Source organism: Streptomyces sp. NPDC001157 (genome assembly GCF_053598255.1).
Window position 1 is genome coordinate 23,307 of record NZ_JBSFJW010000057.1, and the last position, 19,534, is coordinate 42,840.

Consider the following 19,534-nt stretch of genomic DNA (forward strand, 5'->3'; position numbering starts at 1 on the left):
CGACATGAACGACGGCAACAACGGGAACAACGCCAACCACAACGACGACTTCGACGACCTGGACGACATCGACGGCATCGACGGCATCGACGAGGTGGCGTACGACCTGTTGGAGGAGGAACTCCGCAGGGCTGCGGCCATCCTGGACCCGGTGCCGGCCCAGCTGCGGCAGATCGCCGTCGAGGCCTTCGCACTGCACGACCTCGACGCCCGCATCGCCGAGCTGACCTTCGACTCGGTGGTCGACGCCATCCCCGTCAGGGGAGCGACGGACGTGCCGCGGATGCTCACGTTCCACGCGGGCGGGGTGACCGTCGACATCGAACTGACCGCACAGGGGCTGATGGGACAGGTGCTGCCGCCGCAGACGGCCGGCATCGAGGTGCTCAGCGGCCCGCAGGCAGGCTCGCCGCTGACCACCGACGACATGGGGCGCTTCACCTACGACGAACCCCCCGCCGGTCCCTTCGCGCTACGGCTGCGGACCGGCGAGGGAGTGCTCGTCACGGACTGGGTGACGGCCTGACGCGGGACCCTGCCCTCACCAGGTGACGGGCAGGGTCTGCGGCCCGCGGATCATGGTCTTGCGGCGCCAGACGACCTGGTCGGCGGGGACCGCGAGGCGCAGGCCCGGCAGCCGCTCCAGCACGGTGTCGACGAGCAGTTCGGTCTGGAGACGGGCGAGCACGGCACCGGTGCAGTAGTGCGCGCCGTTGCCGAACGCCACATGAGGGTTGGGGTCTCGGTCGGGGTCGATCCGGTCCGGGTCCGGGAAGACGTCCGGGTCGCGGTTGGCGGCCAGGTAGGAGACGTACACCGGGTCGCCTGCGCTGATGCGGTGGCCGTGCAGCTCGACGTCCTCAAGGGCGATGCGGGCCAGGCCGACCGAGGTGCGGTGCGGGATGTAGCGCAGCAGCTCGTCCAGCACCCGCCCGCGCGCCTGCGGCTCTCGCATCCGCTCCCTCAACTCCGGCCGGGTGAGCAGCAGGAACAGCATCTGCCCGCAGTTGTGGGTGACGGCCTCGCCGCCGATCTGCAGGGGCCCGGCGAGGCCGACGGCCTCCTCCTCGCTGATCTCGCCGCGGCCGACGGCGCCGCCGAGCAACGCGTACACGTCCTCGGCCGTGCTGTGGGCCCGCGCCCGGATGGTGTCGGTGATCCACCCGTACATGCCCTTCTTGGCACGATCGGCGGCCTCGGACCCGCCGGAGGTGGAGATGATCTGCCGCGTCCAGGCATGCACCTGTTCCCGGTCCTCGGCGGGCACCCCCATCACCTCGCTGACCACGGTGATCGGGAAGGGTTCGAGGACCCGCTCGACGAGATCGGCCGGGGGCCCGTCGCGTACGACCCCGTCGAGCAGCTCGTCGAGGATCTGCTGCGCGCGGGGCCGCAGCCGCTTCATCGCGCCCACCGTGAAGGCGCCCGCGACGGGCTTGCGCAGCCGGTTGTGGTCGGGCTGGTCGGCCCAGGCGAGCGAGCCCGGCCGGGGGGCGAAGTTGGGGGCGAGCCGGGTCACCTGACGGTGGGTGACCTCCGTGCGGCTGAACCGCGGATCGTTGGTGATCAGCTTCACGTCGTCGTAGCGGGTGGCCAGCCACGCCCAGCCCTCGCCGTGCGGCAGCCGGATACGGGTGAGCGGACCCTCGCGCATGAGGTCCGCGAGCACCGGGTCGAACTCCGTCCCGGCCAGGTCGTGCGCGGGCCACTCCCTTACCGGGGGCGGTACCTGCTCCGTCAGCGTGGTGGTCTCCTCAGTCATGCCCTCCACCCTCACCGCGGCCCGGGCGCCTGTCGCGCGGAAGTGCTCCAGCCGGAGGGTGGGAACCTGTGCTTCAGGCCGTCACGGCGTCGACGAGCGCGGCCAGCGCCTCCGCCAGACGGGTCAGCCCGGGTCCGGCGGGCCCGCCCGGCTCGGTCATGTACGTGTCCCGGCGGATCTCCACCATCAGGGCGCTCACCCGCGGATCCTTCCCGTAGAACTCCAACGGCACATACGTCCCACTGAACGGGCTGTCCAGCCCTGTCTTCCCGCACGCCGCGAACGCCTCCCGTGCCGCTGCCGCCAGCTCCGGCGGGGTGTGGAAGGAGTCGGTGCCGAGGCAGACCGGCGGCCGGGGGCCGTCCGCGTGCAGCTCGTAGGGGAGCGGCGCGCTCGGGTACGAGTGGACGTCGACGATCACGGCCCGCCCGGTGACGGACAGCCGGTCGGCCACCGCCTCCGTGACGGCCTGCGCGTACGGCCTGAAGTACCGCTCGATCAGCGGCGTGGGATCGGTGTCGTCGCTCCGTAGCGCCTGGCGGTGCGTGGTTCGCGTGTACACGGCGCCCATCCCGACGGCGAGCATCTCCTCCCGCTCGTCGGGGAAGCGCTCCGGATCGACGACCAGCCGGGAGAGCCGGTTCACGAACCGCCAGGGAGCGACTCCTGCCAGCTCGGCCGCCGCCGCGGCGAGCTCCGCGGTGTGCGCGTCGGTGATGTGGTCCAACTCCCGCTCCAGCGCGGGGCCGTGCAGCAAGATCGCCGCCCGCACCTCGGGGGGGATCTCCCGCGCCGAGTGCGGCACATGCAGGATGACGGGGGAGCGGGCCGCGCCGGGCAGCAACGCGAAGGAGGGTGACGGTACGGCGGCGTTCATCAGCGCCGTCCTCCGAATTCCCAGTCGTGGACCTCGATGTCTGCGTAGCGCTCCGCGGTGAGGACGGCGCGGGCTTTGTCCGGGTTCGGAGCCCGCAGCAGCGCAGCCGTACCGAGCCAGGTGACGCCGTCGTCGGACAAAAGTGGCCCGTACGCGATCAACTCGGCCTGGTCGGCGGGCACTTCGAGGTCGGCCGCCGGTCCGGAACCGAGGCCGACTACGAGATACCGCTCTCCGCCGCTCGCCCCACCGGGAAACTCCCACATGGTGCGCCCCAGCAGATTCCGCCACCGCCGCAGCAGCACGTCCCGGTACACCCCGGCCTGGTAGTTGGGCTCGTCGAAGGCGAACGCGCGAGCGGCTGCGGCATCGGGCAGGTCGACGATGTGCACACTCCCGGAGGGCGTCTCGCCGCCGTCGGCGAAGGTCGGGCCGCGGGCGATCAGCTGCGCCGCATACCGGTCCATGTAGGACCAGTGCTCCTCAACCAACTCCTCACGCAGGCCGAGGGAACCGGGCCGGTCACGGTGGTAACAGAAGAACTCCATGGCCACAGCCTGCCAGGAGCCTGCCACCGGTCGCCGCGTGATTTCCGTGCGTCCGCGAAGCGTATACGGTGTGGCCGAGCTTCGTTCAACGAGCACCGGTGGGGGAGCGGCATGCGCATCACCAATCAGCAGGTCGCCAAGCACGCCTTTCTGGAAGTGCTGTACGAGGACGACTACTTTCCCGACCAGGTGCTGGACCGCGGCAAGGCGATCCTGCTGGCCCTGTGCGAGCGCATCGAGGCCGAGCGGCCCGCCGACCTCGCCGCGCTCTATGTCCTGACGCAGGCGGCCACGGAGGAGTTCAACGTCCTGGAGGCGGAGTTCGACGCGGCGGGAAGCGAGATCGAGACCGTGGCACGGGAGGAGATCGGCGGCGACTTCTGGTTCATCGCCCAGGCCTACGGCTTCGAGGGCGCGGACGCGGAGAAGTTGATCGCCACCCGGGAGTGGTGAACCGTCAGCCCCTGTTCGGGGACCGGCTGGGCGTGCCTCAGCCGCCGCCGCTGACCCCCGAGGCCACGAAACGCCGGTGGAGCGGCGAGAACGTGGACTCCGGCTCGCCGGAGATGCCGGCTTCCTTGACGGCGGGCGCCAGCCGTCCGGCGAAGAACCGCTCGAAGTCGGACTGGGCATTCCATACGTCGGTGACGTGCAGCGCGCCTCCGTCGAACCAGGCCACGTGCAGGACGGCGCCGTCCGGTTGGTCCTGCTCCCAGTCGACCAGTTGCCGGACGGTGTCGTACTGCTGGGGCGTGACCCCTGCCCAGGTCAGGGACATCACAACAGCCATCTGACGGCCTCCTCCGACTCTGTTCGCTCTCCTTCTGATCAGTAGACCGAGCCGGGCCGTCGGTCGCCTGCCGTGGTAGGCCGTTGGTGGCGTTCACCATGGCCCGGTGGTCGGACTCGGAGTCACAGCCGGAGGTTTGAGGGCCGAGCCGACCCATTCCCACACCCGGTGGCCGGGCGGAAACCCCATCGTCGTCAGGGCGCCCAGCAGCATCCCGCAGGCCATGAAGGCCGAGGTCTCGGTGGTGTCGGCACCCAATGGCGCGTGCGCCGTCTCCCAGAGCCTGGTCCAGGCGGCCCGGATCTCCTCGCCGAAGGTGTGGTCGCCCGCGGCCTCGGCGGCGGCCACGGTGACGTAGGACTGGAGTTGCATGCCAGCCGGTCGGGCCGCTCCGTGATCAGCCGGGTGTAGGCCTGCCCCATGGCGCTGCGCGCCTCTGTGCCCTCCAGTCCCCGGGCCGCCTCCTCCATGACCAGGCGGGTGTCCTCCAGGGACCTGAGCGCGCCGGCGTGGGTGAGGCGGAGATCGGGGCATGAGGCGAGGCCGAACGCGCACCTGACCGCACCAGGGTGGGTGACGGCCCGTCAACTCACCGCTGGCGCTCAGCCGTTCACGCCGCGGGCGGCCGGGGTGGCCGGCGCACGGGACGGGTCCGCCCCGGCAGGCGGGATGCCTGCCGGGGCGGGGAACCTCACGGGCCCGTCGGGCCCGGGCGTCAGCTCAGGGACGCCAGCGCCGCGTTCCAGGTGGCCGAGGGGCGCATGACCGCGGCGGCCTTCGCCGGGTCCGGCTGGTAGTAGCCGCCGATGTCGGCCGGCTTGCCCTGGACGGCGAGCAGCTCCTCGACGATCTTCTGCTCGTTGGCGGTGAGCGTCTCCGCGAGCGGGGCGAAGGCCTTCGCCAGGTCCGCGTCGTCGGTCTGCGCCGCCAGCTCCTGCGCCCAGTAAAGGGACAGGTAGAAGTGGCTGCCGCGGTTGTCGATGCCGCCGACGCGGCGGGTCGGGGACTTGTCCTCGTTGAGGAAGGTCGCCGTGGCGCGGTCGAGGGTGTCGGCCAGGACCTTGGCGCGGGTGTTGCCGGTGGCCGTGGCGTACTGCTCCAGGGACGGCACCAGCGCGAAGAACTCGCCCAGCGAGTCCCAGCGCAGGTAGTTCTCCTTGACCAGCTGCTGGACGTGCTTCGGCGCGGAGCCGCCGGCGCCCGTCTCGAACAGGCCGCCGCCCGCCATCAGCGGGACGACCGACAGCATCTTGGCGCTGGTGCCGAGCTCCAGGATGGGGAAGAGGTCGGTGAGGTAGTCACGCAGCACGTTGCCGGTCACCGAGATCGTGTTCTCGCCGCGGCGGATGCGCTCGATCGACAGCTTGGTCGCCTCGACCGGGGCGAGGATACGGATGTCCAGGCCCTCGGTGTCGTGCTCCGGCAGGTACTGCTTGACCTTCTCGATGATCACGGCGTCGTGGCCGCGGGTCTCGTCCAGCCAGAACACCGCCGGGTCGCCGGTGGCGCGGGCGCGGGTGACGGCCAGCTTCACCCAGTCGCGGATCGGCGCGTCCTTGGTCTGGCAGGCGCGGAAGATGTCGCCGGGGGCGACCGGCTGCTCCAGGACGACATTGCCGGCCTGGTCGACCAGACGGACCGTGCCGGCCTTCTTGATCTCGAAGGTCTTGTCGTGGGAGCCGTACTCCTCGGCCTTCTGCGCCATCAGGCCGACGTTCGGGACCGAGCCCATGGTGGCGGGGTCGTAGGCGCCGTTGGCACGGCAGTCGTCGATGACGGCCTGGTAGACGCCGGAGTAGGAGGAGTCCGGCAGGACCGCGAGGGTGTCGGCCTCCTGGCCGTCCGGGCCCCACATGTGGCCGGAGGTGCGGATCATGGCCGGCATCGAGGCGTCGACGATCACGTCGGACGGCACGTGCAGGTTGGTGATGCCCTTGTCGGAGTCGACCATCGCAAGGGCCGGGCCCTCGGCGAGCTCGGCGTCGAAGGAGGCCTTGATCTCGGCACCCTCCGGCAGGGCCTCCAGGCCCTTGTAGATGCCGCCCAGACCGTCGTTCGGGGACAGACCGGCCGCGGCGAGGGTCTCGCCGTACTTCGCGAAGGTCTTCGGGAAGAAGGCGCGCACCACGTGACCGAAGACGATCGGGTCGGAGACCTTCATCATCGTGGCCTTGAGGTGCACGGAGAACAGCACGCCCTCGGCCTTGGCGCGGGCGACCTGCGCGGCGAGGAACTCGTTGAGCGCGGCGGCGCGCATCACGGAGGCGTCGACGACCTCGCCCGCGAGCACCGGTACGGACTCGCGCAGCACCGTGGTGGTGCCGTCCTCGCCGAGCAGCTCGATGCGCAGCGCGCCGGCCTCGGAGATCACCGTGGACTTCTCGGTGGAGCGGAAGTCGTTCTCGCCCATGGTCGCCACGTTGGTCTGGGAGTCCGCGGACCAGGCGCCCATGCGGTGCGGGTGGGTCTTGGCGTAGTTCTTGACCGAGGCGGGGGCGCGCCGGTCGGAGTTGCCCTCACGCAGCACCGGGTTCACGGCGGAGCCCTTGACCTTGTCGTAGCGGGCCTGGACGTCCCGCTCCTCGTCGGTCTTGGGGTCGTCCGGGTAGTTCGGCAGCGCGTAACCCTGGCCCTGCAGCTCGGCGATCGCGGCCTTCAGCTGCGGGATCGACGCCGAGATATTCGGCAGCTTGATGATGTTGGCCTCGGGCGTCTTGGCCAGCTCGCCCAGCTCGTGGAGGGCGTCCGGGATCCGCTGGTCCTCGGTCAGGTACTCCGGGAACAGGGCGATGATGCGCCCGGCCAGCGAGATGTCACGGGTCTCCACAGCGACACCCGCCTGCGAGGCGTACGCCTGGACCACCGGCAGGAAGGAATACGTCGCCAGGGCCGGGGCCTCGTCAGTGTGCGTATAGAAGATGGTCGAGTCAGTCACCGGGTGCTCCGCTCCACGTCTGCAACATTGCTCGACATCAAGATATCTCCTGATCGAGGCGGGCTCGACAGGGGTCCGGCCACACGTCCCACACTCCGGGACCCGAAATGCCTCAGCGGGGTGCAACCAAACGGCCGATCTCCTGGTCCTGGATGTAGATCGTGCATCTGATCATCGACGGCCGGAACCGACCACCCGGCCGCCCGAGCGAAAGCTGACCATGAGATATCGCACCAGAGTGACGGCCCCGGCCGCCCTGATCGGTACGGCCGCGGCAATGGCCGTCGGGGGTACGGCCCATGCAGCCCCGCGGGACACCGGCGCGCCGGGGGCCGAGGCCCTCGGCGACACCGTCTACCCGAGCCTCGGCAACGACGGTTACCGCGTCGCCGCCTACCACCTCGACCTCGCCTACGACGCCACGACCAAGCTCGTCGACGGCACCGCGATCCTGAAGATCGTCACCACCCAGGGGCTCACCCGGCTCTCCCTGGACGCCCTCGGCCTGGACATACGCTCCGTGCGCGTCGGCGGCCGCACCGCCACCTTCGAGCAGGCGGACGAGAAGCTCCGCATCACCCCCCTCCGCCCGCTGCCCGCGAAGGCCCGGGTGACGATCTGCGTCGAGTACGGGGCCGATCCGAGCCGGACCCTCCCGCACACCGCCTGGGTCGTCACCCCGGACGGCTTCGCGATCTGCCCGCAGCCGAACTCGGCGCACACGGTCTTCCCGTGCAACGACCACCCGTTGGACAAGGCGGACTTCAGCTTCCGCGTCACCGCCCCCGCCGGTCTGCGCGGCGTCGCGAACGGCCTGCTCACCGGCACCGAGACCCTCGCCGACGGCCGCACCGCGTACTCGTACCGCTCCCGCGAGCCGATGGCCACCGAGCTGGTGCAGATCACGGTCGGCGACTACGTGGTCAAGGACCGGCAGGGCCCGCACGGGCTCCCGCTGCGCGACGTCGTGCCGACCGCCCGGGCCGCCGCTCTGGAACCGGCGCTGGCGCTCACCCCCGGGCTGGTCGACTGGCTGGAGCAGCGGCTCGGGGCGTTCCCCTTCGAGACGTACGGCCTGCTGCCCTGCAACTCCGACGACCCGAAGGCCTTCGACTTCACGGGCCTGGAGACCCAGACCCTCACCCTGTACAAGCCGAACTTCCTGCTCCAGGAGGAGAAGAAGATCGGCTCGCACATGATGCACGAGCTGGTCCACTCCTGGTTCGGCAACCTCGTCAGCCCCGCCAACTGGGCCGATCTGTGGCTGAACGAGGGCCACGCGGACTACTACGGACTGCTGTACCGCTACGAGCGCGGCTGGACCGACTCGCTCGGCTACAGCACCTTCGAGGACCGTATGAAGTACACGTACGGCCTCGGCGACCAGTGGCGGCACGACTCGGGCCCGGTCGCCGCGCCGAACGCGGTCAACCTCTTCGACAGCCAGCGCTACACGGGCGGCGTCCTGGTCCTGTACGCGCTGCGCCAGGTCGTCGGTGAGGACGTCTTCCACGCCATCGAGCGCGGCTTCCTGGACCGGTACCGCAACTCCGCGGCGACGACGGAGGACTACATCGCCGTCGCCTCGGAGGTCTCCGGCCAGGACCAGTCCGGCTTCCTCAGGGACTGGCTCTACGGTACGAAGACGCCGCGGATGCCCGGCCACCCGGACTGGACGGTCAAGCCGGTGAACTCGGCGCTGGCCTCACCGCACAGCCGCCGGGGCGGGCACTACCACGAGAACTCCGCGACCCTCTGAGGGCGTTGACTCCCCGACCCCGGGGAGTCGTTCAGTCGAGGCGGGCCGAGGACACCTCGCCCGCCTCGACGGCCGTCTCCTGCGGACCGCGCTGCTGCGGGATGCTCACCGAACCCTGCTGCAGTGCCACCGTCCGCGCGGGCGCCGGAATGCGGATGCCCTCCTCGCGGTAGCGCCTGTGCAGGGCCTTGATGAACTCGTGCTTGATGCGGAACTGGTCGCTGAACTCGCCCACGCCCAGGATGACGGTGAAGCCGATCCGGGAGTCGCCGAAGGTGTGGAAGCGGATCGCCGGCTCGTGATCCGGGACCGCTCCGTCGACCCGGGTCATCACCTCGGCGATGACGTCCATGGTCACGCGCTCGACGTGCTCCAGGTCGCTGTCGTAGGCGACACCGACCTGGACGAGGATCGTCAACTTCTGCTCGGGGCGCATGAAGTTGGTCATGTTCGCCTTCGCCAGCTCCCCGTTGGGGATGACGACCAGATTGTTGGAGAGCGCGCGCACGGTCGTCTGACGCCAGTTGATGTCCTCGACGTAGCCCTCCTCGCCGCTGCTCAGCCGGATGTAGTCGCCGGGCTGCACGGTCTTCGAGGCGAGGATGTGGATGCCCGCGAAGAGGTTGGCGAGAGTGTCCTGCAGCGCCAGCGCGACCGCCAGACCGCCCACGCCCAGGGCGGTGAGCAGCGGCGCGATCGAGATGCCCAGCGTCTGCAGCACCACGAGGAAGCCGATCGCCAGGACCAGCACCCGGGTGATGTTCACGAAGATCGTGGCCGATCCGGCGACCCCGGAGCGGGAGGTGGTGACCGCCCGCACCAGACCGGCGATCACCCGGGCCGCCGTCACCGTGACGACGAAGATGAGCACCACCGTCAGCACCTGGTTGACGTGGTTCTGGACCGTCCTGGTCAGCGGCAGCGCCGCTCCCGCGGAGGCCGCGCCGCCCACGATCGCCGCCCACGGCACCACCGTGCGCAGCGCGTCGACGATGACGTCGTCGCCGCTCCAGCGGGTGCGGTCGGCGTGCTTGCCCAGCCAGCGCAGCAGCATGCGCAACAGGAACGCGGCCAACAGGCCCGCTGCCAGCGCGACTGAGGCGATGACCAGGTCGTCCACGGTGAGCGCTCGGTTCACCGGCTACCTCCAAGTTCGGGATGTGCAGCCGCTCATCCTGCCCTATTCCGCACATGAGTTCGTACCCGGTGGTCGCCCGGACGGTGCGGTTTCAGACGACGGCCAGCGCCGGGCGACGGCCCGATCGGCATTGCTTGACGCGGCGCGCGGTACGGCGGCAGGCTGGCGCGCAGTGATCGCCGAGGGCAGTGGACACGAAGGCGTTCGAGGGGGAGAAGCGCGACGACAGGTGCGGTGCTCGCGGTCGACCAGGACACGTCCGGCACCAAGGCACTGGTCGTCTGCCCGGAGCGCGGCGTCATCGGCACCGGGTTCGCCTGCTTCAGAGACTGCATCCTGCGCATCGACGGGGACACGGCCCGCCTCCGTTGCTGGCCTGCCGACAAACTCGAGTGTCTGTCCAGGTCGGCGCTGTTACGGTGCCGCACCGTGAGTACCGACATCCACGGCGGCACCGAGTTTCGTCACCCCGGCGTCGACACCGACTACTACGACGGCGAGCCGTGGGTAGCCGCCATGGATCTTTGGCCGCTGTATGATCAGACCGACTGCGTGGCCTTCGGCTGTCTCTTCGGAGTGCGCAATGACGCGGGCTTCCCACCACTCGCACCGGAGCGCGGCCTTCCCGTCGATCTGTCGAGCGGGATGCGTTCGCAGTTGGGGCCCTGGGTTGCAGCGGGTGACCTGCACGGCGCGACCTGGGTCACCTGGGCGGAGCTCGCTTCGATGGATCTCGCGACCCCGCCCGATCAGTTCATCGGCCGGCTCACCTGGCGCACGAAATCGCTGCCATCGACACTGCACCAACAACTCGTGTCCGATTCCTGGCCACCGGAGACTCTGTCCGCGGTAGGCACGCCACCCGCGGACCTGCACAGCGCGACAGGCCGCGTGGAGTGGACCACCGACGAAGTGATGTGCACATACGAACCGCTGACCGTCGGCGCCGTCCTGGGCCCTGAAACGCACTGGCCACATGTCTTCGCCGTGATGAAGGCCATGGCAGGCCGCTTCGGTGATGACGGTGTCCGCCTGGTTGTGGCGTTCGACTGAACGTCCAGAGCCTCTCATCTCACAACTCAGCAGCGCTGTCCGTCTTCCCCTGACCAGCCACCCGCGCTCCTCCCAGGCGGCCGTCTCTGTCGACAGCCCCTTCATGCTTGGAAAGGATCGGGAGCCGCCAGCAGAACGTCCCTGTGTTGCAATGCCAGTTGGAGCAACCCTGCGGCGGGAGACGACATACGGTTCGACGGGAGATCGTTGACGCTGGCATCGTCGAGCGGCAGTCCGGTGATGGTCCCGTTTGAACGTGGTCCGCTGATGACACGGCCTTCGTCGTTGCTCTCGACCGCCTCAGCGAAGATCCTGTCGAATGTGTCCGCTTCGAATACCGCCACGGTCAGAAGGCAGACAGCAAGGTTCAAAGGCTCCAACGCCATTCCCAGACACCACACACGCAACGAGCCGTCCGTCAGAGCAGCATTGAGTGAGCTGTACGGAGGCTGCCCGTAGTCCACTTCGGTGCCCGAGTCCCCTTTGGCCTCTGGCGCTCCTAGTAACTCCTCGTTGTATTCACGCATGATGGTCCGCCAGAGATCCAGGTCCCGACGGTGCGCCAGAGGCGAGAACGACGCAGGCTGAACCATGCCGGCGGGGAGTGGCCCATAGGTGCCTTCTCCCGTGGCTACCTGCCCGGCCCCTCGGTAGAGGAGAAAGAACGTGCCCTGGCCATCGGGAGTACGGCGCAGAGTCAGTGTGCCGACGGCAGGGAGAACGACCCGTTTCGCGAGCGAAAGCGGATCGTCGGCCAGGAGCCTGCGCATTGGTACCGCTCGCCAGGGAGGTCTCTCTTCGGGCGTCCGTCTCGTGGCTACGGCAAGTTCGTGAGCCACAGCCTCGTTCTGATCGATGAGATCGAAGTACTGACCGCTGCCGAAGACCAGACGAGGCCCTCCCGGATGAGACCAGTCGGTCCGCACAAGGCGAAAGGACGGGCGATCTTCGAAGAGGGTGGGACGCGCCAGGGCTCCCATGGCCGACGAATAGCGTTCGTAACGGTTCGCTTTCGACTCCTTGGGCAGGCAACGCCGTGCCGCCTGGAGCAACGGCAGGTTGGCGGGAGGCGGCGTGTCCTGCCATTCCAACATCACCGCCGACAACGGAACAGGAGCCGGCGGGCGCATGCTCTCCTCCCACAGCAACGAGGTACCGCCGATCCGCTCCAGTGAAGGGCGGGCGAGAACATGCATGTCAGCGGCCATCTCACACAGCTGCCCGAACCGTTGACGGAGGTCCGTCCGTTCCTTGACGAAGGACGCTCGAGACTCTCCGACGACAGCCTGGTCCAATGCACGCCACGCGTAGTACAACCCGCCGACGGCTATCAGCGCGCCCACCAGGCCCAGCCATAATTGCGCGTCCACATGCACCCCCGGGCCAACGGCACGTCCGAGAGAGCTCTACCCTCCTGGCCACGCCGACACGCCAGGCCTGCGTGGCCCGGACAGTCCTGCAAGGCAAGAGTGAACTCACGGCCCGCGATGGATGAAGGTCGCGAACATACCTGGATGACCTACGTCAAGCCGTGTTCACAGCCTGTTCTGTCCAGCGGCGCTCACGCTGTTCGTGGCCCCGCGGCGGTGTGCGCTGTCAGCGGGGTCGCTGCCACCAGCGCCGCTTCTGTTCGCCTGCCCGAGGACTCGCCGTCGGCAGCGTGCTGCACGCCGTGGAGAGTCCGGCGACGGCCGAGGGCGAGGGTGCGCATGTGGCCGCGGCCCTCCGGGAGTGGCTCGCGGGCGCCGATTGGCCGGTCGGCGTGCCCTTGGCCGTGGAGCCGCCCTTGCGCTGGATAGCCCCGAACCGCGTGAGCTCCACCGACCGCCACCCGTACGTCCTGCGCACGACGACGCTGCTGTACCCCCCGATCCTCCACATCACCCAGAATGGCAACGTACTGCACCGCCAACGCCTCCACACGGCCGTCCCGAACCGCCCCATCAGACTGACGGCCCGCTGGAACGGCCGGGTCGATCCGACGGGTGGGCCGGTTACGGTGAAGGTCCGCACATGATCCATGGGACCTTCGCGACCGCTCTCGATGTATCTGTAGGACATGGAAGTTGTTGCGACGAGCGTCATAGCCGTGCTCGGCACGCTCCTGGGGTCCGGGCTGACGTACCTGTTCCAGCGGCGCACTGCCGGCCGGGCCGAGCAGTTCACGCGGAGCGAGCGGCTGCGGCAGGAGCGAATCGACGCCTACTGCGCCTTCGCGGGTGCGCTCGCGAACTATCGCCGTGGCCAGCTGGACCTCTGGTTCGCGAAGCACGAGCAGCAGGCCGAATCCGATCTGCGTGGCCTGCGGAGGGAGGAACAGAGGTTGAGGGCCGCCGCGTTGGAGGCGATGTTCCGGGTGGAACTGCTCACCGATGAGCCAGGGCTGGTCGCAGCCAGTCGGCATGCGCTGAAGTCGATCGACCGAATCAACCGCGCGGAGACACGCACGGAGCTCGATCAGGAGCGAGAGGCATCCCGGACGCGGCTCTACGACTTCGTCACGTCTTCGAAGCCGCACGTCTCCGGCTCCACCGCAGGTTCATCCGTCACACGTCCGTGAACGACCCGCCCCTCCCCGCACCCGCCGCGAACCGCGCCGCCCCTTCCAGACCCTCCGCCAACACCCCCATGCTGTAACGGAGTTCGCCGCGCATGGCCTCCTCCTCTGCCAACCCGTCCTGCTCCAGTACCGACGCCCGGTCGCCCCGCAGGCATGCCTGCGGGAAGCGGGCGATCTCGGCGGCCAGGGTCTCCGCCTCGGTGCGTGCCGTGCCGGTGGGGACGAGCCGGTTGGCCAGCCCCATGTCGTACGCCTCCCGGGCCTGCACGGCCCGCCCCGTGAGGATCATGTCCAGGGCGCGGCTCTGCCCGATCAGCCGGGGCAGCCGTACCGTGCCGCCGTCGATCAGCGGGACGCCCCAGCGGCGGCAGAACACGCCGAAGACGGCGTCCTCCTCGGCGACCCGCAGATCGCACCAGAGCGCCAGCTCGAGGCCACCGGCCACGGCATGCCCCGCGACGGCGGCGATCACCGGCTTGGACAGCCGAAGCCGCGTCGGTCCCATCGGGCCGTCGCCGTCCTCCGCGACCAGGTTGCCGCGGTCGGTGCCGAGTGCCTTGAGATCGGCGCCCGCGCAGAACGTGCCGCCCTCGCCCCACAGCACCGCCACCCGCGCCTCGTCGTCCGCCTCGAACTCCCGGAAGGCGGCGACGAGTTCGGCGGCCGTCGGACCGTCCACCGCGTTGCGCACGTCCGGGCGGGAGAGGACGACCGTCGTGACGTGTCCCTGGCGTTCGGTACGGACCGGCATGCTGCAGCACCTTTCTCCGACAGTGCCGGCGCGGGCGGCGACCGGCGGGGCGTTCGTGGAACGGCTGTGCGAGGCTGGAACACCGTACAGAGGGAGTGTTCCTGATGGCAGCTGCACATGCGGGCGCGGCGCCGGTCGCCCTCGTGACCGGCGCCAACCGCGGTATCGGGTACGAGGTGGTACGGCAGCTCGCCGGCCGCGGCCACCACGTGGTGCTCGGTTCCCGCGACCTCGCCAAGGGGCGCTCCGCCGCCGCGCGCATCGACCCGGGCGGCGAGCGGGTGAGCGCGGTGCAGCTCGATGTCTCCGACGCGGCGAGCGTGGCCGCCATGGCCGACTGGGTGAGCGGGAACCTGGGGCGCGTGGACGTGGTCGTCAACAACGCGGCGATCCTGTACGACACCTGGGCGCAGGCCCGATCGGCCGATCTCGGTGAGGTCCAACGGGCCCTGGACACCAATCTGTTCGGGGCCTGGCGGGTCACCCAGGCGCTGCTGCCGCTGCTGCAGCGAAGCCCGCATCCGCGGGTCGTGATGGTGAGCAGCGAGGGCGGTTCGCTGCAGTCGATGAGCGGCGGCACTCCTGCCTACAGCGTCTCCAAGGCCGCGCTCAACGCCCTGACCTGCCTGCTGGCCGGGGAGTTGCGCCGGCATCGCATCCTGGTCAACGCGATCTGTCCCGGCTGGGTGGCCACCGACATGGGCAGCCATGGCGGACGCCCCGTCGCCGAAGGGGCCGCCGGGATCGTGTGGGCGGCCACGCTGCCTGACGCCGGGCCGACCGGTGGGTTCTTCCGGGACGGGAAACCGATTCCCTGGTGAGCTCCGGGAGCCGGTTCAGATCACCTTCAGCCGTACCAGCGCACCCAGCGTCAGCGCGCCCGGCAGCAGCGGGAGCCACACCGTGATGATCCGGTAGGCGAGCACCACCGCCGTCGCCACGGCCACCGGACCGCCCGCCGCCACCAGCGCCACGACCAGCGCCGCCTCCACCGAGCCGAGCCCGCCCGGCGTCGGCACCAGCGCGACGGCGACCGTCGCCGCCAGATACGCGACCGCCATGTGCACGGGCGGCACCGGCAGCCCCAGCGAAAGACCGACCAGGACCAGCCCCGCCGCCTGCAGCGCGGGGAAGGCGAGCGAACCGCCCCACAGGGCCAGCGCCCGGGACGGACGGGTGTGCACCGAGCGCAGCTCGCACAGTGCCGTGCGCAGGAAGGACATTGCGGCCGTCCGCACCCGGCGGACGAGCAGCAGGAGCCCCGCGGCCACGGCCGCGACCGCGCCGACCGTGAGCAGCAGCGGCCCCACGGAGCCCTCGGGCAGCAGGTTGCCGAACCGCAGCGCGTCGGGGAAGGCGAGCAGCAGTGCGACCAGCAGGCCGACCCGGGTGACCGACTCAGCCAGCAGATACAGCGCCAGCGCGGCGGAGGAACGGGCGAGCGGAATCCCGCACACGGTCATGAAGCGCAGGTTCACCGCGCCCGCGCCGAGGCCGGTCGGCAGCAGGTGGTTGGCCGAGCCCGCCGCGAACTGCGTGGCGAGCAGCCGCCGCTTGGGCAGCCGGTCGACGACCGCGCCCTGCCGGGTGAAGGCGGCCGCCACCCAGGTCAGACAGGTGGCGCCGGCCGCAGCCAGCAGCCAGGGCCACTCGGCGGCCCGCAGATGGCCGAAGCCCTCGACGAGGACCGAGCGGTGCTGCACGGCCACGACGGACACGAGCAGCAGCGGCAGCAGACACAGGATCTGCCGGAGCACACGGGCCGGGACGCGTCTGGGGAATCGTCCTCGGGGGAGTGGCCCTTGGGGAAGGTGTACCGCAGTCACATCCGCAGAGGGTTTCCAGGCCGCGCCAACGGCGGGTTGCGGAAGCGGGGACAGCGGCTGAAGCGGGGACAGCGGCTTGCGTACGGTCATCGGGTCCTTCGCGGGGGAGGCCAGGAAAACATTGACCTCAATGTTGCTTGAGGTCCTACGGTCTCTCTCATGAGCATGGAGACCACCGCCTGGATGCAGTTGCACAGTGTCATGAACGCCGAGCAGGAGCGGCGCCCTCTGGCGCGCGCCACGCTGCGCCGCATCGCCGCCTTCGCCCGCCCGCACCGCGCCCGCATGGCGCAGTTCGTGGTGCTCGGGGTGGTGACCGCGCTGCTCGCCGTCGCGACCCCCGTACTGGCCGGGCGTGTCGTGAACGCGATCGTGTCGGGCGGCGACGAGGCCAAGGTCGTACGCCTCGCCCTGCTCATCGCGCTCATCGCGGTCGCGGAGGCGGCCCTCGGCATCCTGGGCAGGAGGCTTTCGGCGACGCTCGGGGAGGGACTCATCCTCGATCTGCGCACGGCTGTGTTCGATCATGTGCAGCGGATGCCGGTCGCGTTCTTCACACGCACACGTACGGGAGCGCTGGTCTCCCGTCTCAACAACGACGTCATCGGCGCGCAGCGTGCGTTCAGCAACACCCTGTCCGGAGTGGTCAGCAATCTGGTCACCCTGCTGCTCACGCTCGCCGTCATGCTCACGCTGTCCTGGCAGATCACCCTGCTCGCGCTGGTGCTGCTGCCGGTGTTCGTGATCCCCGCCCGGCGCATGGGCAGCCGCATGGCCCGTATGCAGCGGGAGGCGGCCACCCTCAACGCGGCGATGGGCACCCGGATGACCGAGCGGTTCTCCGCCCCGGGAGCCACGCTCGTCAAGCTCTTCGGGCGGCCGGAGGAGGAGTCGGTGGAGTTCGCGGCCCGCGCCCGCCGGGTCGCGGAGATCGGCGTGCGCACCGCGACGGCCCAGTCGGTGTTCATCACGGCCCTGACCCTGGTCTCCTCCCTGGCCCTCGCCCTGGTCTACGGCCTGGGTGGCTGGTTCGCGCTGCGCGGCAGCCTGGAACCGGGCGCGGTCGTGTCGCTGGCGCTGCTGCTGACCCGCATGTACGCGCCGCTGACCGCGCTCGCCGGGGCGCGCGTCGAGGTGATGAGCGCCCTGGTCAGCTTCGAGCGGGTCTTCGAGGTGCTCGACCTCAAGCCCCTGATCGAGGAGAAACCGGACGCGCGCGCCGTGCCCGAAGGCCCGGTCTCCGTCGAGTTCGACGACGTCCGCTTCGCCTACCCGTCCGCCGACAAGGTCTCCCTGGCCTCCCTGGAGGAGGTCGCGAGTCTGGACACCCGGGGCGGCGCCGAGGTCCTGCACGGCATCTCCTTCCGCGCCGAACCGGGCCAGACCGTCGCACTCGTCGGCTCCTCCGGCGCGGGCAAGTCGACCATCGCCGGACTGCTTCCGCGCCTCTACGACGTCGACGGGGGCGCCGTACGCGTCGGCGGCACCGACGTCCGCGACCTGACCGCCGCCTCCCTGCGCGCCACCCTCGGCATGGTCACCCAGGACGGCCACCTCTTCCACGACACGGTGCGCGCCAACCTCCTGCTCGCCGCCCCCACCGCCACCGAGGCGGAACTGTGGGACGCCCTGCGCCGCTCCCGTCTCGACGATCTCGTACGGTCCCTGCCGGACGGTCTCGACACGGTCGTCGGCGAACGCGGCTACCGTCTCTCCGGAGGCGAACGCCAGCGCATGACCATCGCCCGGCTGCTGCTGGCCCGTCAGCGCGTGGTCATCCTCGACGAGGCCACCGCCCACCTCGACAACACCTCGGAGGCCGCCGTCCAGGAGGCCCTGGCCGAAGCGCTGGAGGGTCGCACCGCGGTCGTGATCGCCCACCGGCTGTCCACGGTGCGGGCGGCGGACGTGATCCTGGTGATCGAGGGCGGGCTGATCGTGGAACGGGGCACGCACGAGGAACTGCTGCTGGCCGGCGGGAGGTATGCGGAGCTTCATCGGACGCAGTTCGAGGAGCGCAACGGCGCGGAGCGGGACGGCGAGGGGGGTGCGGCGCCGGTCGAGGTGGTGGCGTAGAGCAGATGTGCAACCAGCCAGTTGCGCGTTGGGTGACGATGTGCAACCGTTGGGTTGCGCATCCGGGGCGTCCGATCCGGATGATCCAGATGATCCGAAGGAGACGAGGCTGCCGTGATCCCCGACATGATCGAACGTTCCATCGTGATCGGCGCACCCCGGGAGAGGGTCTGGACCGTGCTCACGGAACCCGCCTTCCTCGGCCGCTGGTTCGGCAACGGTGAGCCGGTCAAGGTCGATCTCCGCCCGGGCGGCCTGCTCGTCTTCGACCACGGGGTGCATGGAGTCATCCCGGCCCGCGTCGAGGCGGTGGAGCCGCCGCGCCGCCTCTCCTGGCGGTGGTCCCAGGGCGCCGCGGGCGAAGAACCGGACGACACCAACGCCACCCTGGTCGAGTTCACCCTGACCGAGGACGAGTCCTCGGCGGGCACCCGGCTGATCATGGTCGAGAGCGGCTTCGCGCGGCTGGGCCTGCCCGCCGACGAGGCGGCCGTGCGTCATCGGGCCAACAGCGGCAACTGGCCCGGCAAGCTGGACCAGTTGCGCGCGGACTGCGAGCGGGCCGAGGCGTGACGCATACCGCCGAGGGTCTTCCGGCCCCGGACGACGTCCTGGTGGCCGTGGCCGACCCGATCCGCCGGGAGATCCTTGCCGCTCTCACCCGCGACGGCGGCGCGACGCCGACGTCCCTGGCGGCCGGCCTGCCCGTCACCCGGCAGGCGGTGGCCAAGCACCTGTCCGTCCTGGACCGTGCGGGACTGGTCCGCGCGCACCGGGCCGGGCGTGAGGTCCGCTACGAGGCCCACCTGGAGCCGCTCAAGCAGGCCACGCGCTGGATGGACGAACTCGCCGCCCGCTGGGAGGACCGCCTGCAGGCGATCAAGGAGCTGGCAGAGGGTGGCACCGGGCCCTGAGACGGCCCGATACCACCCGCAAGTGCCCGGTCCTACGACGAGACCAGCGCGTCCCGCTTCCGGCCCACCCGCTCGCGGGCCAGCGCGAAGACGACCACAGCGAGCGCCACCAGGGTGGACAGGACCACCTGGTCGCGTCCGCCGCCGTCGGCCGTGTCGGTGAGCATGTAGCCGAGGACGAAGGTGATCAGGGCGATGGTGGCCCAGGTCAGGTAGGGGTAGAGCCACATCCTGACGACGAGCTTCTCCGGGGTCTCCCGCTCGATGATCCTGCGCATCCGCAGCTGCGAGAAGCAGATCACCAGCCACACGAACAGGGCGATCGCACCGGAGGAGTTGAGCAGGAACTGGAAGACCGTGTCCGGCCACAGGTAGTTGAAGGCGACCGCGACGAAGCCGAAGACCACCGAGGCCAGGATGGCCGCCTGCGGAACGCCGCGCCGCGTGGTGCGGCCGAAGGAGGCGGGGGCGTCGCTGCGCCGGGCCAGCGAGAACGCCATGCGTGAGGCGGTGTACAGGCCGGAGTTGAGACAGGACAGCACCGA

At 70.1% G+C, this 19,534-nt stretch carries 21 protein-coding genes; 10 read left to right on the forward strand and 11 right to left on the reverse strand.

Features of this window, described 5'->3' with window-relative positions; all coding sequences use genetic code 11:
- The first annotated feature begins 4 nt into the window (after positions 1 to 4).
- Positions 5 to 526: a hypothetical protein gene (locus ACWDAG_RS45105; protein WP_450701410.1), complete on the forward strand. Its 522-nt coding sequence runs from the start codon at positions 5 to 7 to the stop codon at positions 524 to 526.
- A 15-nt stretch (positions 527 to 541) separates the two neighbouring features.
- On the opposite strand, the gene ACWDAG_RS45110 is transcribed toward ACWDAG_RS45105, so the two are convergent.
- From ACWDAG_RS45110 to ACWDAG_RS45120, 3 genes are all read right to left on the reverse strand, one after another.
- Positions 542 to 1,762, reverse strand: a complete 1,221-nt coding sequence (locus ACWDAG_RS45110) for a cytochrome P450 (protein WP_450701390.1) — start codon at positions 1,760 to 1,762, stop codon at positions 542 to 544.
- A gap of 73 nt (positions 1,763 to 1,835) precedes the next feature.
- The gene (locus tag ACWDAG_RS45115; RefSeq protein WP_450701391.1) at positions 1,836 to 2,639 is read right to left on the reverse strand and encodes an N-formylglutamate amidohydrolase; all 804 of its coding nucleotides are present in this window, start codon (positions 2,637 to 2,639) and stop codon (positions 1,836 to 1,838) included.
- Positions 2,639 to 3,187, reverse strand: coding sequence for a YciI family protein (locus tag ACWDAG_RS45120; protein ID WP_450701392.1), 549 nt, complete (start codon positions 3,185 to 3,187; stop codon positions 2,639 to 2,641). The genes ACWDAG_RS45115 and ACWDAG_RS45120 overlap by 1 nt, the downstream gene beginning before the upstream one ends.
- Positions 3,188 to 3,298: 111 nt before the next feature.
- On the opposite strand from ACWDAG_RS45120, the gene ACWDAG_RS45125 reads away from it, so the two are divergent.
- Positions 3,299 to 3,640 carry a DUF5713 family protein gene (locus ACWDAG_RS45125; RefSeq protein ID WP_450701393.1) on the forward strand — a complete coding sequence of 114 codons (342 nt, stop codon included), beginning with the start codon at positions 3,299 to 3,301 and terminating at the stop codon, positions 3,638 to 3,640.
- 37 nt (positions 3,641 to 3,677) lie between these two features.
- On the opposite strand, the gene ACWDAG_RS45130 is transcribed toward ACWDAG_RS45125, so the two are convergent.
- From ACWDAG_RS45130 to ACWDAG_RS45140, 3 genes are all read right to left on the reverse strand, one after another.
- Complete coding sequence (locus ACWDAG_RS45130; protein ID WP_450701394.1) at positions 3,678 to 3,977, reverse strand: hypothetical protein; 300 nt, start codon at positions 3,975 to 3,977, stop codon at positions 3,678 to 3,680.
- Positions 3,978 to 4,070: 93 nt separating this feature from the next.
- Positions 4,071 to 4,349 carry a hypothetical protein gene (locus ACWDAG_RS45135; protein ID WP_450701395.1) on the reverse strand — a complete coding sequence of 93 codons (279 nt, stop codon included), beginning with the start codon at positions 4,347 to 4,349 and terminating at the stop codon, positions 4,071 to 4,073.
- A gap of 343 nt (positions 4,350 to 4,692) precedes the next feature.
- The gene (locus ACWDAG_RS45140) at positions 4,693 to 6,912 is read right to left on the reverse strand and encodes an NADP-dependent isocitrate dehydrogenase (RefSeq protein WP_450701396.1); all 2,220 of its coding nucleotides are present in this window, start codon (positions 6,910 to 6,912) and stop codon (positions 4,693 to 4,695) included.
- A 220-nt stretch (positions 6,913 to 7,132) separates the two neighbouring features.
- Between ACWDAG_RS45140 and ACWDAG_RS45145 the strand changes: the two genes are divergently transcribed.
- Positions 7,133 to 8,671 (forward strand): M1 family metallopeptidase, encoded by a 1,539-nt coding sequence (locus tag ACWDAG_RS45145; protein ID WP_450701397.1) that lies wholly within the window; start codon positions 7,133 to 7,135, stop codon positions 8,669 to 8,671.
- Positions 8,672 to 8,702: 31 nt separating this feature from the next.
- Here ACWDAG_RS45145 and ACWDAG_RS45150 read toward each other — a convergent pair whose 3' ends face one another.
- Positions 8,703 to 9,809 (reverse strand): mechanosensitive ion channel family protein, encoded by a 1,107-nt coding sequence (locus ACWDAG_RS45150; RefSeq protein WP_450701398.1) that lies wholly within the window; start codon positions 9,807 to 9,809, stop codon positions 8,703 to 8,705.
- A gap of 234 nt (positions 9,810 to 10,043) precedes the next feature.
- Between ACWDAG_RS45150 and ACWDAG_RS45155 the strand changes: the two genes are divergently transcribed.
- The gene (locus tag ACWDAG_RS45155; protein WP_450701412.1) at positions 10,044 to 10,862 is read left to right on the forward strand and encodes a hypothetical protein; all 819 of its coding nucleotides are present in this window, start codon (positions 10,044 to 10,046) and stop codon (positions 10,860 to 10,862) included.
- Positions 10,863 to 10,963: 101 nt separating this feature from the next.
- Here the strand turns inward: ACWDAG_RS45155 and ACWDAG_RS45160 are convergent, their stop codons facing one another.
- On the reverse strand, positions 10,964 to 12,232 hold the full coding sequence (locus ACWDAG_RS45160) for a transcriptional regulator (protein ID WP_450701399.1): 1,269 nt from the start codon (positions 12,230 to 12,232) through the stop codon (positions 10,964 to 10,966).
- Between the two features lie 290 nt (positions 12,233 to 12,522).
- On the opposite strand from ACWDAG_RS45160, the gene ACWDAG_RS45165 reads away from it, so the two are divergent.
- Both ACWDAG_RS45165 and ACWDAG_RS45170 read left to right on the forward strand, forming a co-directional pair.
- A complete protein-coding gene (locus tag ACWDAG_RS45165) occupies positions 12,523 to 12,879 on the forward strand; it encodes a hypothetical protein (RefSeq protein ID WP_450701400.1) in 357 nt (118 codons plus the stop codon).
- A 72-nt stretch (positions 12,880 to 12,951) separates the two neighbouring features.
- Entirely contained in the window at positions 12,952 to 13,422 is a 471-nt protein-coding gene (locus ACWDAG_RS45170) for a hypothetical protein (RefSeq protein WP_450701401.1), read from the forward strand.
- Here the strand turns inward: ACWDAG_RS45170 and ACWDAG_RS45175 are convergent.
- Positions 13,409 to 14,173, reverse strand: coding sequence for a crotonase/enoyl-CoA hydratase family protein (locus ACWDAG_RS45175; protein WP_450701402.1), 765 nt, complete (start codon positions 14,171 to 14,173; stop codon positions 13,409 to 13,411). The genes ACWDAG_RS45170 and ACWDAG_RS45175 overlap by 14 nt on opposite strands.
- Positions 14,174 to 14,277: 104 nt before the next feature.
- On the opposite strand from ACWDAG_RS45175, the gene ACWDAG_RS45180 reads away from it, so the two are divergent.
- Entirely contained in the window at positions 14,278 to 14,994 is a 717-nt protein-coding gene (locus ACWDAG_RS45180) for an SDR family oxidoreductase (RefSeq protein WP_450701403.1), read from the forward strand.
- Between the two features lie 15 nt (positions 14,995 to 15,009).
- Here the strand turns inward: ACWDAG_RS45180 and ACWDAG_RS45185 are convergent, their stop codons facing one another.
- Positions 15,010 to 15,999: a lysylphosphatidylglycerol synthase transmembrane domain-containing protein gene (locus ACWDAG_RS45185; protein WP_450701404.1), complete on the reverse strand. Its 990-nt coding sequence runs from the start codon at positions 15,997 to 15,999 to the stop codon at positions 15,010 to 15,012.
- Positions 16,000 to 16,164: 165 nt separating this feature from the next.
- Here ACWDAG_RS45185 and ACWDAG_RS45190 point away from each other — a divergent pair, with 165 nt between their 5' ends.
- The 3 genes from ACWDAG_RS45190 to ACWDAG_RS45200 all read left to right on the forward strand — a co-directional run bounded on the left by ACWDAG_RS45190 (position 16,165) and on the right by ACWDAG_RS45200 (position 18,989).
- The gene (locus ACWDAG_RS45190; RefSeq protein WP_450701411.1) at positions 16,165 to 18,075 is read left to right on the forward strand and encodes an ABC transporter ATP-binding protein; all 1,911 of its coding nucleotides are present in this window, start codon (positions 16,165 to 16,167) and stop codon (positions 18,073 to 18,075) included.
- Between the two features lie 114 nt (positions 18,076 to 18,189).
- Complete coding sequence (locus tag ACWDAG_RS45195; protein WP_450701405.1) at positions 18,190 to 18,648, forward strand: SRPBCC domain-containing protein; 459 nt, start codon at positions 18,190 to 18,192, stop codon at positions 18,646 to 18,648.
- Positions 18,645 to 18,989: an ArsR/SmtB family transcription factor gene (locus ACWDAG_RS45200; protein WP_450701406.1), complete on the forward strand. Its 345-nt coding sequence runs from the start codon at positions 18,645 to 18,647 to the stop codon at positions 18,987 to 18,989. The genes ACWDAG_RS45195 and ACWDAG_RS45200 overlap by 4 nt, the downstream gene beginning before the upstream one ends.
- 32 nt (positions 18,990 to 19,021) lie before the next feature.
- Here the strand turns inward: ACWDAG_RS45200 and ACWDAG_RS45205 are convergent.
- The coding region (locus ACWDAG_RS45205) for an amino acid permease (protein WP_450701407.1) at positions 19,022 to 19,534 on the reverse strand (513 nt) is incomplete at its 5' end.

Bases quoted from the DNA above. Each gene is read 5' to 3' on its own strand.
- ACWDAG_RS45105 (WP_450701410.1), top strand. From the start codon at position 5: ATGAACGACGGCAACAACGGGAACAACGCCAACCACAACGACGACTTC.
- ACWDAG_RS45110 (WP_450701390.1), bottom strand. From the start codon at position 1,762: ATGACTGAGGAGACCACCACGCTGACGGAGCAGGTACCGCCCCCGGTA.
- ACWDAG_RS45115 (WP_450701391.1), bottom strand. From the start codon at position 2,639: ATGAACGCCGCCGTACCGTCACCCTCCTTCGCGTTGCTGCCCGGCGCG.
- ACWDAG_RS45120 (WP_450701392.1), bottom strand. From the start codon at position 3,187: ATGGAGTTCTTCTGTTACCACCGTGACCGGCCCGGTTCCCTCGGCCTG.
- ACWDAG_RS45125 (WP_450701393.1), top strand. From the start codon at position 3,299: ATGCGCATCACCAATCAGCAGGTCGCCAAGCACGCCTTTCTGGAAGTG.
- ACWDAG_RS45130 (WP_450701394.1), bottom strand. From the start codon at position 3,977: ATGGCTGTTGTGATGTCCCTGACCTGGGCAGGGGTCACGCCCCAGCAG.
- ACWDAG_RS45135 (WP_450701395.1), bottom strand. From the start codon at position 4,349: ATGCAACTCCAGTCCTACGTCACCGTGGCCGCCGCCGAGGCCGCGGGC.
- ACWDAG_RS45145 (WP_450701397.1), top strand. From the start codon at position 7,133: ATGAGATATCGCACCAGAGTGACGGCCCCGGCCGCCCTGATCGGTACG.
- ACWDAG_RS45175 (WP_450701402.1), bottom strand. From the start codon at position 14,173: ATGCCGGTCCGTACCGAACGCCAGGGACACGTCACGACGGTCGTCCTC.
- ACWDAG_RS45180 (WP_450701403.1), top strand. From the start codon at position 14,278: ATGGCAGCTGCACATGCGGGCGCGGCGCCGGTCGCCCTCGTGACCGGC.
- ACWDAG_RS45190 (WP_450701411.1), top strand. From the start codon at position 16,165: ATGGAGACCACCGCCTGGATGCAGTTGCACAGTGTCATGAACGCCGAG.